This window comes from Arthrobacter sp. 92 (assembly GCF_050260325.1).
Lineage (GTDB): Bacteria > Actinomycetota > Actinomycetes > Actinomycetales > Micrococcaceae > Arthrobacter.
On record NZ_CP189863.1, the window covers coordinates 3,815,869 to 3,828,919 of the forward strand.

9 protein-coding genes are annotated in these 13,051 nt (G+C 64.9%); all 9 read right to left on the reverse strand.

The window, feature by feature from the left end; translation table 11 throughout:
- Positions 1–11 precede the first annotated feature (11 nt).
- Positions 12–524, reverse strand: a complete 513-nt coding sequence (locus ACP4XC_RS17670; protein WP_427171936.1) for a DUF3817 domain-containing protein — start codon at positions 522–524, stop codon at positions 12–14.
- Positions 521–1,450 carry an SURF1 family protein gene (locus ACP4XC_RS17675; RefSeq protein WP_427171937.1) on the reverse strand — a complete coding sequence of 310 codons (930 nt, stop codon included), beginning with the start codon at positions 1,448–1,450 and terminating at the stop codon, positions 521–523. The genes ACP4XC_RS17670 and ACP4XC_RS17675 overlap by 4 nt, the downstream gene beginning before the upstream one ends.
- Before the next feature lie 85 nt (positions 1,451–1,535).
- Positions 1,536–2,024 (reverse strand): PTS sugar transporter subunit IIA, encoded by a 489-nt coding sequence (locus ACP4XC_RS17680; protein ID WP_427171939.1) that lies wholly within the window; start codon positions 2,022–2,024, stop codon positions 1,536–1,538.
- Between the two features lie 51 nt (positions 2,025–2,075).
- Positions 2,076–3,827 (reverse strand): glycerol-3-phosphate dehydrogenase/oxidase, encoded by a 1,752-nt coding sequence (locus tag ACP4XC_RS17685; RefSeq protein ID WP_427171941.1) that lies wholly within the window; start codon positions 3,825–3,827, stop codon positions 2,076–2,078.
- A gap of 116 nt (positions 3,828–3,943) precedes the next feature.
- Positions 3,944–5,080 (reverse strand): GuaB3 family IMP dehydrogenase-related protein, encoded by a 1,137-nt coding sequence (locus tag ACP4XC_RS17690; RefSeq protein ID WP_427171943.1) that lies wholly within the window; start codon positions 5,078–5,080, stop codon positions 3,944–3,946.
- A gap of 172 nt (positions 5,081–5,252) precedes the next feature.
- Positions 5,253–7,100 (reverse strand): ABC transporter ATP-binding protein, encoded by a 1,848-nt coding sequence (locus tag ACP4XC_RS17695; protein WP_427171945.1) that lies wholly within the window; start codon positions 7,098–7,100, stop codon positions 5,253–5,255.
- Between the two features lie 115 nt (positions 7,101–7,215).
- Positions 7,216–8,727 carry an IMP dehydrogenase gene (gene guaB / locus ACP4XC_RS17700; RefSeq protein WP_427171947.1) on the reverse strand — a complete coding sequence of 504 codons (1,512 nt, stop codon included), beginning with the start codon at positions 8,725–8,727 and terminating at the stop codon, positions 7,216–7,218.
- 191 nt (positions 8,728–8,918) lie between these two features.
- Positions 8,919–10,991: an acyltransferase family protein gene (locus ACP4XC_RS17705; protein WP_427171949.1), complete on the reverse strand. Its 2,073-nt coding sequence runs from the start codon at positions 10,989–10,991 to the stop codon at positions 8,919–8,921.
- Positions 10,988–13,051 (reverse strand): acyltransferase family protein, encoded by a 2,064-nt coding sequence (locus ACP4XC_RS17710; protein ID WP_427171951.1) that lies wholly within the window; start codon positions 13,049–13,051, stop codon positions 10,988–10,990. Before ACP4XC_RS17710 ends, ACP4XC_RS17705 begins: the two co-directional genes overlap by 4 nt.

Consider the following 13,051-nt stretch of genomic DNA (forward strand, 5'->3'; position numbering starts at 1 on the left):
TGGCCGGCGGCTCAATAGCGCTTGGAAGCCTGCGGGTTGGCTGCAAGTTCAGCTTCCACCTCTGCGTGGAACTTCTTCTCCACGATGAAGGACAGGAAGGGCACAACCCCGCCCAGTGCCAGCAGGATCAGCTTGCTGAACGGCCACCGCATCAGGGACCACAGGCGGAAGTTGGAGATCAGGTAGACCACATACATCCAGCCGTGCACGATCAGCACGCCAACGGAAATGTTCACGGCTCCCAGCACGCCCAGTGGCTCGGCGTCGGCAAAACCGAATCCGAACGGCTGCCCGGTAACGGCGTTGGTGCCGCCGGCCAGAAGGTACTGCCCAAAGCCGTAGCGGACGATCAACTCAAGGCACAGCAGCAGGAGCATGCCGCCGGTGAGGTAGGCCATGGTCTTGTAGAACTTCAGTGCGGAGCGGATCTGGGCTTCCGTCCCGCCGAAACGGCGCTTCTTGGCGGTACCAGAACCTTTGGCGTTGGACGGCTGCGGCTCGATTGCCGGCTTGGGCTCGATCATGGTTGTACCTTTTGTTCAGACGTAGTGGGGTGGGTCGGATTGGGGTCAGCCGCAGCAGGGCCGGACGGACCGGGGTCGGATGTGGTGGGGCCTGATGGGCGGGACCCGGGTTCGCCCGTGTCCTCGCCGTCGAATTCGTGGTCGTCGTCGAACTCTTCCTCCAGGCTTCGGTGGTAATCGTCTTTCACCATCCGCCACCAGATGAACAGCGCGAAGCCGGCAAAGACAATCCACTCAGCCGCGTAGAAGAGGTTCAGCCAATTGACCTGTTGTGACACCGGCTGGGGTCCGATGCGGAGAGTCTTCAGCGCGCCGTCGACCGCGGCAGCGCTGACGTCCACTCCCCCGCTTTTTTCAACCGTGGCGGCCACAAACCCCGGGTAGCTGCTGATATTCCAGATGTTAATGAGCTCGGCCGATGATACCGCCGTGGCACGTCCGGGACCCGGGTCCGTGTTGGTGAGCGGCGCCTCGGACGGCAGGAGCCTGCCGGTGAGCTCAATAGTGCCCGACGGCGGAGCCTTGGCATTCGCGGGATCGTCCACCCAGCCCCGGGCCACCGGAATCCAGGTCTGGGGCGAGGCGCCGGCCCCTTTCAGCACCGGAGCGTCCTTGACGGCGAAGGCGGACACCACCCAGTAGCCCTTCGCACCGTCGTAGAGCCTTCCCGGGATGAGCACCTGTTTGGCGGGATCGTAGGAGCCGACGGCGGTGACCATCTGATCGGCCGCGGAGCCACGGAAGAAATCGCCGGGCTGCAGCACCGACGTGAGTGGCCTGATTTCTTCCGTGGTGGTTGAAACAGGGGCTTCCTGCTGCGTTGACCGGCCGAACTGCCACTGGCTGAGCAGCACAAACACCCCGGAAATGACGATGGCAAATACCAGGCCAGCAATCCAGCGGGGTTTAAGGGCAGTTTTCAACACACATTAACCGTACTTCGTCCTTGTGTAGAACAACGAAACGGGCCGGGAACGGGCCGTGGCAACGCACCCGGACGCGCTGATCGGATCAGTGGTCGAAAAACACCAGGCTGGAGTTGATCAGTTCGGCAATGACCTCGGGATCGTAGGCCCGGCGAAGCGACTCGCGGAAGGACTCCTTGGACAGCGACCGGGCCAGCGTGGCCAGCACCTCCAGATGGTCGGAGAAGGAGCTTGCCGGCGTCGCGATGAGGAGAATCACAGTGGCCGGCCCGTCCGCGGCCCCGAAATCGAGGGCCTTGCCGTACTTGGTCACGCCGACGGCGATGGACGTGCGGGAGACAAACTCGCTCCGGGCGTGCGGGAGGCCGATGCCCCCGGGCAGGCCCGTGGCGAGTTGGTGCTCACGTGAATTGACCTGCTCCAGGAAGGCATCAAGGTCCGAAAGACGCCCCGCAGCGTACAGCCGCTCCGCAAGCTGCGCCGCCGCGTCCATCTTGTCCTTGGCATCCAGTTCAAGGATCACCATTTCCGGTGTGGTGAGACCGGCATCATACCGGTCCAGTGGTTCCGCCAAGTGGTGTCCCTTCAGTCAGGCGTGGAGGCTTGCAGCCGGGAAGCGATCTGGTCAGCGCAAGGGGACTATGTCCTCGACACCCAGGCGTGCGGCATCGGCGGATTCGTCGTCCGGTTGCTCCTGGCTCAGCCGTTCGGCCTTAACCCGGGCAAGGTAATGCGCGATTTCGCTTTCGCGCTGCGCATCGCTCCAGCCAAGAATGTCTCCCATCAGCTTAGCGACTACCGGCACGGCGGACACACCCCGGTCCCAGGACTCGATGGAAATGCGGGTCCTGCGGGTCAATACGTCGTGCACATGACGCGCGCCTTCGTGGGTGGCGGCGTATACGGCCTCCGCCTGGAGGTAATCGTCGGCCCCGGGCAGAGGCTCCGCCAGCGCGGGATTTTCCTTAATCAGCGCCAGGACTTCCGAGACCATGGAACCGTAGCGGTTGAGCAGGTGCTCGATACGTGCCACGTGCACGCCGGTCTCCTCGGCCATTCGATTGCGACGGTTCCAGGCCGCCTTGAAGCCGGCGGCACCCAGAAGCGGGATGGAATCCGTGCAGCTCGGCGGAACCCGTTCATCCATGCTGCGGGTCGCTTCGTCCACCGCGTCCTTGGCCATCACGCGGTAGGTGGTCCATTTTCCGCCCGCCACCACCACCAGGCCGGGCACCGGATGGGCCACCACGTGCTCGCGGGAGAGTTTCGCCGTCGAGTCGCTCTCGCCGGCCAGGAGCGGACGCAGCCCGGCGTAGACCCCTTCCACGTCTTCCCTTGTCAAGGGCCGTTTGAGCACCCTGTTGACGTGTTCGAGGATGTAGTCGATGTCCTTGCTGGAGGCCGCAGGGTGCGCCTTGTCCAGGTGCCAGTCGGTGTCGGTGGTGCCGATGATCCAGTGCCGCCCCCAGGGGATGACGAAGAGCACGGACTTCTCGGTCCGCAGGATCAGACCGACCGTTGACTGGAAGCGGTCCCGGGGCACCACGAGGTGGATGCCCTTGGACGCGCGGACTTTGAGCTGCCCGCGGTCCGTGACCATCGCCTGGGTTTCATCTGTCCACACTCCGGTGGCGTTGATGACCTGCTTGGCCCGGATGCTGAAGGTCGAACCGTCCTCGCGGTTGACCACTTTGGCTCCGACCACCCGCTCGCCTTCGCGCAGGAAGTCAACAACAGCCGTCTGGTTGACGGCGTGGGCGCCATAGTAGGCGGCGGTGCGGATCAGGTTCGCCACGTACTTGGCGTCGTCAACCTGACCGTCGTAGTAGCGGATGGACCCGACGAACGCGTCATCCTTGAGGCTGGGCGCCGCCCGCAGCGTCCCCCGCCGGCTGAGGTGCTTGTGGAACGGCACGCCGCGCTGGTGCCCGCTGGAAACCGACATGATGTCGTACAGCGCAATACCGGCGCCAACGTAGGGCCGCTCAAGGAAGGGTTTGGTCAGCGGGTAGAGGAAGGGCACGGGCCGGGCGAGGTGCGGCGCGATCTCGGAGAGCAGCAGGCCCCTCTCGTGGAGGGCTTCCTTGACCAGCGCGAAATCCAGCATTTCCAGGTAACGAAGGCCGCCGTGGATAAGCTTCGAGGAGCGCGAGGAAGTACCCGCGGCCCAGTCGTTGGCCTCGACAATGCCCACGCTCAATCCACGGGTGATGGCGTCCAACGCGGCGCCGGTGCCTACGATTCCGCCGCCGACGATGAGGATGTCGAGTTCCTTGCCAGGCTCCATGGTGGCCTTGAGCGCCGCCAGCGACGCTTCCCTCGCGGCAGGGCCCAGGGCACCTGGGGGAAAAGACGAACTATCGGAAGAACTGGTCATTTCAAGCCTCCATCCGCATCAAACCTCGTAGTTCACCAGACTACTTGTTAGGCATGCCGATGGGCAGGGCCGATTTGGCGCCGGTCCCGGAAGCCTCCGGGACCGGCCTTTGCCTTTTAGTTTCCCGCGTAAGGGGACACAACGACGTCGACGCGCTGGAATTCCTTCAGGTCCGAATAGCCTGTGGTGGCCATTGACCGGCGCAGGGCGCCGATCAGGTTTGACGTTCCGTTGGTGTGGTGGCCCGGGCCGAAAAGGACCTCCTCCAAAGGACCGACGGTTCCCACGTTGACCCTGTCACCGCGGGGAAGCTCAAGGTGGTGGGCCTCCTGGCCCCAGTGCCAGCCCCTGCCGGGAGCTTCCTCGGCGCGGGCCAGGGCGCTGCCCAGCATCACGGCGTCCGCGCCCATGGCAATTGCCTTGACGATATCGCCCGAGGAGCCCATACCGCCGTCGGCGATCACGTGAACATACCGTCCGCCGGACTCATCCATGTAGTCGCGGCGGGCGGCCGCGACGTCGGAGATGGCCGAGGCCATGGGCGAGTGGATCCCCAGGGCACGGCGGGTGGTGGTGGTTGCGCCGCCGCCGAAGCCGACCAGCACACCGGCCGCGCCGGTGCGCATGAGGTGCAGGGCCGGGGTGTAGCCCGCGGCGCCGCCGACGATCACGGGAACGTCCAGCTCGTAGATGAACTGCTTGAGGTTCAGCGGCTCGTGGTCCTTGGAGACGTGCTCGGCCGAGACGGTGGTTCCGCGGATCACGAAGATGTCGACGCCCGCAGCGACGACGGTCTTGTAGTGCTCCTGCGTGCGCTGCGGCGTCAGCGAGCCGGCCACCGTGATGCCCGCGGCCCGGATTTCAGCCAGGCGGGACGTGATGAGTTCAGGCTGGATGGGAGCCTGGTACAGCTCCTGCATCCGCCGGGTGACGGCAGGGCTGTTGCTCTCGTCCTCCAACCCGGCAATCTGGTCCAGCACGGACTGGGGGTCCTCGTAGCGGGTCCAGAGGCCCTCAAGGTCCAGCACTCCGAGGCCGCCGAGGCGCCCCAGTGCGATAGCGGTCTCCGGCGACATGGCGGAGTCCATGGGTGCGGCGATGACTGGCATGTCGAACTTGTAGGCATCGATCTGCCACGAGACCGAGACGTCCTTGGGGTCACGCGTACGACGGTTGGGGACGATCGCGATGTCATCCAGGGAGTAGGCACGACGCCCACGCTTGCCACGGCCAATCTCAATCTCATAAGTCACGTGACCACTTTACTTGACGGCGCCACGTAGGGCTGGCGACTCCCCCGCGTCCCGCTCGGACATGCCCCACGTTTGCGCCCAGGAGTGGGCATATGGGGATGATGTCCAGTGGCCGGGGTGGGCGGAGGACATGTCCAGCGGCGGGCACCGGTGAGGGCGCCAAACGTGGCCGCTAAACCTCGGCGCTGAGCTGCGATTCGAACATCCGGTAGTAGCGGCCGCGGAGCTCCACCAGTTCCTTATGGGTACCCTGTTCCACTATGCGGCCGTCCTCCAGCATGTAGACCACGTCGGCTTTTTCGATGGTTGCGAGCCTGTGGCTGATGGCAATGATGGTGCTGCTCCGGTCCGCGAACAGCCGGGTGAAGATCCGGTGTTCAGCCAAGGCGTCTATGGCCGACGTGGGCTCGTCCATCACCATGAATGCGGCGTCGCGGTAGAAGTTGCGGGCCATCGCCAGGCGCTGCCATTGGCCGCCGGAGAGGCCGCTCCCCTTGCGTCCGCGCGGATCCTCCATCCAGTTGCTCACGTGGTTGTCCAGGCCGTTCGGGAGTTTGTTAATGAACTCCAGCGCCTCCGCGTCGGAGGCGGCCCTGCGGATCCGGTCATCGTCGCGGGGCGAGTCGACGTCGCCGAAGAAGATGTTCTCCGCGGCCGTGGCGAACTCGTACTTGAGGAACTCCTGGCTGAGCACCGCCAAATGGCGGTGCCAGGACTTCACCTCGACGGCGGCGAGGTCCACCCCGTCGAGCAGTACCTGCCCCGAATCGGGCCGGTAAAGCCCGGCGAGGATGCGGATCAGGGTGGACTTTCCCGCGCCGTTCTCCCCCACGATGGCGATGTGCTGGCCCTCCCTGATGGTCAGGGAGATCCCCTTGATGACCTCGAGCTCGCTGCCGGTGTACGTGAACCGGACATCCCGGAGTTCCACGGTTTCGGGGGCCCGCGCGAGGGGCGGGGCGTGCTCGGAGCGCACGGGGAGGGCCATGAAGAGCTCGTAGTCCTTGAGGTTCGCCAGATCCTCATCGATGGAGCTGAGGGAGGAGACGAGGCTGTTGGCCGTCGACAGGGCGCGGCTGACGATCTGCTGGATGTACAGGAACTGCCCCACCGGCTGGGCCCGGGAAATGATCTGGCCCACCACCCAGATCAGGGACACCACTTCGGCGCCGTACTGCAGGGCGTCGGCGGCTAGCTGCTTGGGGATGTAGCGCTTCTGGAAGTCCAGGCGGCGCTTTTCGTCCTCGTCCCGCAGCCGGGAGCGCAGGCCCATCAGGTACCCCACGATTCCGTAAAGCCGCATTTCGGCGATGTGCTGGGGCCTCAGGAGGTTGGTTTCGATCATCCGCCGCTGCCGCCGCGAGTCGACCTGGGTGTTCCAGTGCGCGATCTGTTCACGGGAGAGTTTGAACTGCAGGTAGACGCTGGGCACGATCGCCACCAGGACGATCACCGCAATCCACCAGGACACCAGCAGCAGTGCACCGATAGCCAGAAGGACGGACACCAGCTGGGTGAAGATGGCGGCGATGCGGTCCAGGACCCGGGCGTAGGAATCGGAGAAGCGCTTGGCACGGTCATAGAGGTCAACCGTTTCCTTGTCGTCATAACGCCAGAAGTCCAGTGCAAGGAACCGCTCATACATCAGATCGCCCACGATCGCGCCCACCCGGAAGCTCATCAGCTGCTGGATATACCGGTCCACGCTGCTGAAGGATCCCCAAAAGAGCCCCAGCGCGGCGGTAATGATCACGTAGACAATGGCCTGTTGGCCGGCGGCCGCGTTGCCGGCATAGGCGGCCGCAAGCGCGGTGGTGGTCAGCGCGGCGAAGTACGTGGTCACGAGGGGCAGCAGTGCCGAGATCAGGGAGCCCACCACCTTCATGACCACGGCCGCCGGCGAGGCGCGGAAACTGACCCGCAGCACCTGCGCCACCGCCCGGGCGTAGGGCTTCAGGGCAAGCCTCCGCGGGGGTTCCCGTTTGGGACTCAGTTCGGCGGGGTGGCGTGGTTGGGACATGGCTCCAGCCTAGTTGCGAAACGAACGACGACGGCCGGGTCCGAACGCAAACCGCGCCCAACGCAAACGGACCATGGGAGAGTCCCATGGTCCGTCTATCGTCATGCCTGAGTGTTTAGCGCGAACCGTAGTTCGGCGCTTCCACCGTCATCTGGATGTCGTGCGGGTGCGATTCCTTGAGGCCGGCCGGCGTGATCCGGACGAACTTGCCGCGGGCCTTGAGCTCGGCAACTGTCGGGGCTCCGGTGTAGAACATCGTCTGGCGGAGTCCGCCCACCAGCTGGTAGGCCACCGAGGCCAGCGGTCCGCGGTAAGCCACCCGGCCCTCGATGCCTTCCGGGATCAGCTTGTCGTCGCCGGAGACGTCTGCCTGGAAGTAGCGGTCCTTGGAGTAGGAGGTGTTCTTGCCGCGGGTCTGCATGGCCCCGAGGGAGCCCATGCCGCGGTAAAGCTTGAACTGCTTGCCGTTGACGAAGATCAGGTCGCCCGGGGACTCGTCGCAGCCGGCCAGCAGCGATCCAAGCATCACGGTGTCCGCACCGGCGACCAGGGCCTTGCCGATGTCGCCCGAGTACTGCAGCCCGCCGTCGGCGATCAGCGGAACGCCGGCCGGAATGGCGGCCTTGGCGGATTCGTAGATGGCGGTGATCTGCGGAACGCCCACTCCGGCCACCACGCGGGTGGTGCAGATGGAGCCCGGGCCCACACCGACTTTGATGCCGTCGGCCCCGGCGTCGATCAGTGCCTGGGCGCCTTCGCGGGTGGCGGCCTGACCGCCGATGATGTCCACGTGGGCGGCCACGGGGTCGGACTTCAGGCGGCGGATCATGTCCAGGACACCCTGGGAGTGGCCGTTGGCCGTGTCCACGAAAAGTGCGTCCACACCGGCGTCGATGAGGGACATGGCCCGCTCCCAGCCGTCGCCAAAGAATCCGATGGCGGCCCCGACCCGCAGGCGGCCCTCATCGTCCTTGGTGGCCAGCGGGTACTGCTCGGCCTTGGTGAAGTCCTTGGTGGTGATGAGGCCCTTGAGGCGGCCCTGTTCGTCAACCAGCGGAAGCTTTTCGATCTTGTTGGTGGCGAGCTTGTGCGAGGCTTCCTCGCGGCTGATGCCTACATGGCCGGTGACCAGAGGCATCTTGGTCATGACGTCGCTGACCAGGCGGATCGGGAAATCCGCTTCCGGCACGAAGCGGGTGTCGCGGTTGGTGACGATGCCCAGCAGCCGCATGCCCTCGTCCACCACCGGCAGGCCGGAGACGCGGTAATGCGAGCAGATCTCGTCCAGTTCAGCCAGCGTCGCTTCCGGCCCGATGGTCAAGGGGTTGGTGATCATCCCGGACTCGCTGCGCTTCACGCGGTCCACCTGGTCGGCCTGGTCCTGGATGGACAGGTTGCGGTGCACCACGCCCAGGCCGCCCTGGCGGGCCATCGCGATGGCCATCCGGGACTCGGTCACGGTGTCCATCGCCGCGGAGAGCAGGGGGGTCTGGACGGTGATGCGCTTGGAAATGCGCGAGGAGGTGTCGGCCTCGGAGGGGATGACGTTCGTGTGTCCGGGCAGGAGCAGGACGTCGTCGTAGGTCAGGCCGATGAAGCCGAAGGGATTGTGCTCGGGCTGGGTCATGAGTGCGCCTCTTACCTTAATTTCTCAAGTTCCACGGGTAGGGGTTGCAACTGATGACCAGCCCGTAATTACGGGTCTGGCCTGTGCAGAGTTTGATGCTGAAGTGTTAGATAAATTCTAGAACCTCGGCGGCGATCCCCATATTCCGGAGCGGCAATGTGAGGAAGGGCACGCGGCGGGGCGCTGTTGCGTTAGGTCCACCCAGTGGCGGCCAGCAGTCGTTTTTCGAACATGGGGATCATGCTCTGCACGTACGTCTTGGTGAGGTGGTTGTCGTCCTTGTAGACATAGACATTTCCCACCACTGCGGGACAGCTGCCCCCGGCGCATATGAAGTCGCTGAGGTCCATGAGGTGCAGGCCCGCCACCTTGCCCCGGTACTGGTCCAGCGGGGACGATTCCGCGAGCGACTCGTTCAACGGCGGGTTGCACTCGGGAGCGCCGGCGCCCTTCGTCTGGACACATTCGGGCATGTTCACGTCAAAACGGGGGTTGTCCCGGATTCCAACTACGTCCATGCCGGCGTCGGTGAACGGCCTGATGCCGTCAAGGTAGCCGGGCACCTCGGTCTCAAAGGGTGCTTCCTTGTGCGTGAGGGACGCAACGGTAAACACGGCATCGGGCTTATGCCTGAGCACGTAGTCGGCGCTGGCCTTGTTAAAGGCGTTGCACTCGCCGTCGCGTTCGGCTGTCTCGGCGCCGAAACGGCAGTTGCCCCGAAGCAGGGTCACCACCTCCCAGCCGTGTCGCTTGGCGATGGGACCCAGCGCCGCCATGTACTGCTGTGCGTGGGAATCACCCAGCACCACGATCCGCTTGGTGACAGTCTCCGGCTTGCTGTTCTGCAGGCAACCGGACAGCAGCGGGTCGTTCGGCACGTTGCCCTCAGTGCAGAGCCCGTCGATGTCCGCCCACTCGTTTTTCATCGCGGCCGGCGCGGGAATGATCTTCGCATCGGGGGTCGGCTTGCCGGCATTCTCCGGCGTCAGGGCCGCCGCGCCCGGCGTCAGGTCCCGGGGCTGCGCCGCAGCGGCGGCTTCCTCTGCGGAGATCTGGCTCTGCCACACCGCGACCGGTCCGGCGAGCACCGCACCGCAGGCCACAATCACGACGGCGGTGCGCCAGACCCCCCGTTGGGGCCAGTGCCATTCGCGCAGGGGCTTTTCAACGTAGCGGGTGGTCAGGACGGCGAGGACCACGGAGATGGCCACGATCCCAAGGCCCTGGCCGAGGCTGGGAGCCGCGATCCCGGCCCCGGCCAGGGCCAGGACCAGGAGCGGCCAATGCCACAAATAGAGGGCGTACGAGTTGTCCCCGAGCGCAACGAGCGGCTTCCAGGTCAGCAGGCGGTCAGCGCCGAACCTGCTGCCGCTCTGACCGGCAACGATGATTGCCGCAGCCGCCAGGGTGGGCCACAACGCCACAAAGCCAGGGAAGGAACGGTCCACGGTCAGGAGGAGTCCGCAGGAGATCATTGCTGCCACCCCGGCCCAGCCCAGCACAACGCGCAGGATTTTCCCCGGCTTCAGGTAGGGCAGGGCGAGGGCCAGAAGGGAACCCAAGGCGAACTCCCACAGGCGGGCCCGGGTGTCGAAGTACGCGTAGGCCTGGTTGGTGGCCGTCCGGTCGACCGAGTAGATAAATGACGCGACGAAAATCGCACCGAAGGCCAGGGTCGCCAGCTGCCGGTAACTGATGCTCGTCCAGCGACGGACCGCCTTCCGCAGCAGGGCGGCCCCGGCGAACACCAGGGGCCACAGGATGAAGACCTGCCCCTGGATGGAGAGCGACCAGAAGTGCTGCAGCGGGCTCGCCCCGGAGTGGTCCTGGGCGTAGTAGTCCACGGCGGAGTCGGCCAGGAGCCAGTTCTGCCGGTAGAGCAGAGAGGCCCAGGCCTGCTCGAGCACGTCCGGCCAGCGGCTCTGCGGCAGGATGGCCCACGTGCCCACGAGCACGCCGAGGATCACCACCACGGCAGCGGGCAACAGCCGTTTGAACAGGTGGAGCCAGTGACTGATCAGCCGGAGGGGTTTGCCGCTTTCCACCTTCCGCATAAAAGAAAGAGTCAGCAGGAACGCCGATATCAGGAGGAAGATGTCCACTCCCCCGGACACCCGTCCCAGCCAAACGTGGTAGGTGACCACCATCAGCACCGCGAGCGCGCGGAGTCCCTGGACCTCAGGGCGGTAGCCCGTGCCGGCCGACTCCTCCGGCGTGCCTGCTTTGCTTGTGTTTGGTGTCTTGTGCGGTGCCGCTGCGGTCATGAAGCCTTCCAGCCGGTGGCCGTCATCAGCCTCTCGCCGAAGACTGAAGACATGCTGGCGACGTAGGTCCGGCTGAGGTGGTTGTCGTCGAGGTAGACGAACGTATTGCCCACCACTCCCGGACAGCTCGTGCCGTCACAGATCAGGTCGGTCATGTCCACGAAGGACAAACGGCTTATTTTCCCCTGCAATGCCGCGAACGGACTCTCTGGAGCCAGCGAACTGGCCTGCGGCGGGCGGCATTCCTGGTTCTCCGCGCCCTTGGTAACCACGCAATCGGCCATATTGAAGGTGAAACGCGGATTGTCCCGGATGGCGACGACGTCGATCCCCTGGTCGGTCCAGGACCGGGCCACATCCTCGAAACCCGGCGTCAGGGTCTCAGAGGGCGAAGAGGGGGCGGCCTCGGTGCCGACCATCATAATGGCGTCCGGCCGGTGCGCCGCAACGTGATTGCGAACCGCTTCGTTGAAGGCGGCGCAGTCCGGCGTGGCTTCACCTCCTGCGGGGGTGACTTTGCAGCCGCCTTCGAGTATCGCGTAGACCATCCAGCCCTTTTGCTTGGCAACCTCGCCAATTGCCGCGAGCCACTGCTGGGCGTGGGAATCGCCCAGCACCAGGACCGTCTTGGTCGAATTGGCAGGTACCTCGCCCTCGCTGCAGGCCGGTTGAAGCATCTCTTCGGGTTCCAGGTTTCCGGTGCACGGGCCGGACAATCCGGCCCAGTCCTGGGGCAGCTGTTCAGCCGGCGGCAGCATGGCGGCGTTGGCATCGGCGTGGTTCACAAAGCCGGGCACCAGGGCCAGGGCTCCCGGGTTGTTTCTGTCCGCCTCGGCTTCCAGGGCCTGTGTGGCCAGGTTCCGCTGCAGTTCAATGCCGCCCAGCGGTACCACCACCGCGAGCAGGCACAGGGCGATGGACAGCGCGGCGCGCCGCCGGTTTACCTCAGGCCACTTCCACTGCCGCCAGGGTTTCTCAATGTACTTGGTGGTGAAGTAGGCCAGCACCAGCGAGGCGCCGATGACGATGGCTCCGGATAGCGGTCCTGCGTGCTCCTTCCCCGTCCACGCCAGCGAGAGGACCAGGACGGGCCAGTGCCAAAGGTAGAGCGCATAGGAATTGTCGCCCAGGCCAACAAGCGGCTTGCTGCTCAGGATGCGGTCCGCTCCGAAGCGGCTGCCCGTCTGCCCGGCCGCAATCACACAGGCCGCCGCCAGCGTGGGCCACAGCGCCGTGAAGCCGGGGAACGCGGTCTCAACGTTCAGGATGATGCCGCAGCTGAGCATGGAGGCTATGCCCAGCCAGCCAAGCACCACCCGGCCGGCCTTGGGGATCCGCAAGCCCGGCAACAACAGCGCAACCAGTGTGCCCAGCGCAAACTCCCACAGCCTCGCCCCGGTATCGAAGTAGGCCTGGGCCTGGCTTGCTGCGGTGAAAATGATCGAATAGATGAGGGAGATCAGGAAGACCGCGCCGAAGACGTACATCAGAAGGGACCGGTACCGGAGCCTGTACTTCCTTGCCACGAAGGCACTGGCCGCGAAAATCACCGGCCAAAGAATAAACACCTGTCCTTGGATGGACAAGGACCAAAAGTGCTGCAGGGGGCTGGCGAGGCTGTGGTCAGTGGCGTAGTAGTCCACCGCCTGTGATTGGAGCAGCCGGTTCTCAGCGTAAAAGAGCGAAGCCCAGCTCTGGCTGATGATATCCAGCCATCGTGTCCGCGGCAGCACCACATAGCTGGCAGCCAGCGTTGCGAGGATGACGGTGGCAGCGGCAGGCAGGAGCCGCCGATACAAGTGAAGCCAGTGTTTCAGGAGTGCCATTGGGCTGCGCTGATCGTAGCGGCCCACGAACTGCAGCGTCATCAGGAAGGCTGAGATCAGCAGGAACACATCGACGCCGCCGGATACCCGGCCGAACCACACGTGGTAGGTGACCACCATCAGCACGGCGAGTGAGCGCAGTCCTTGGATTTCCGGACGGAACTTTGATTTCCGGTTCGCTGGAATTCCATCGCCTATGCGGCGTGGAGAGGCGAAGGCTCTCGCTATCGACAA

Bases quoted from the DNA above. Each gene is read 5' to 3' on its own strand.
- ACP4XC_RS17670 (WP_427171936.1), bottom strand. From the start codon at position 524: ATGATCGAGCCCAAGCCGGCAATCGAGCCGCAGCCGTCCAACGCCAAA.
- ACP4XC_RS17685 (WP_427171941.1), bottom strand. From the start codon at position 3,827: ATGACCAGTTCTTCCGATAGTTCGTCTTTTCCCCCAGGTGCCCTGGGC.
- ACP4XC_RS17695 (WP_427171945.1), bottom strand. From the start codon at position 7,100: ATGTCCCAACCACGCCACCCCGCCGAACTGAGTCCCAAACGGGAACCC.
- guaB (WP_427171947.1), bottom strand. From the start codon at position 8,727: ATGACCCAGCCCGAGCACAATCCCTTCGGCTTCATCGGCCTGACCTAC.
- ACP4XC_RS17705 (WP_427171949.1), bottom strand. From the start codon at position 10,991: ATGACCGCAGCGGCACCGCACAAGACACCAAACACAAGCAAAGCAGGC.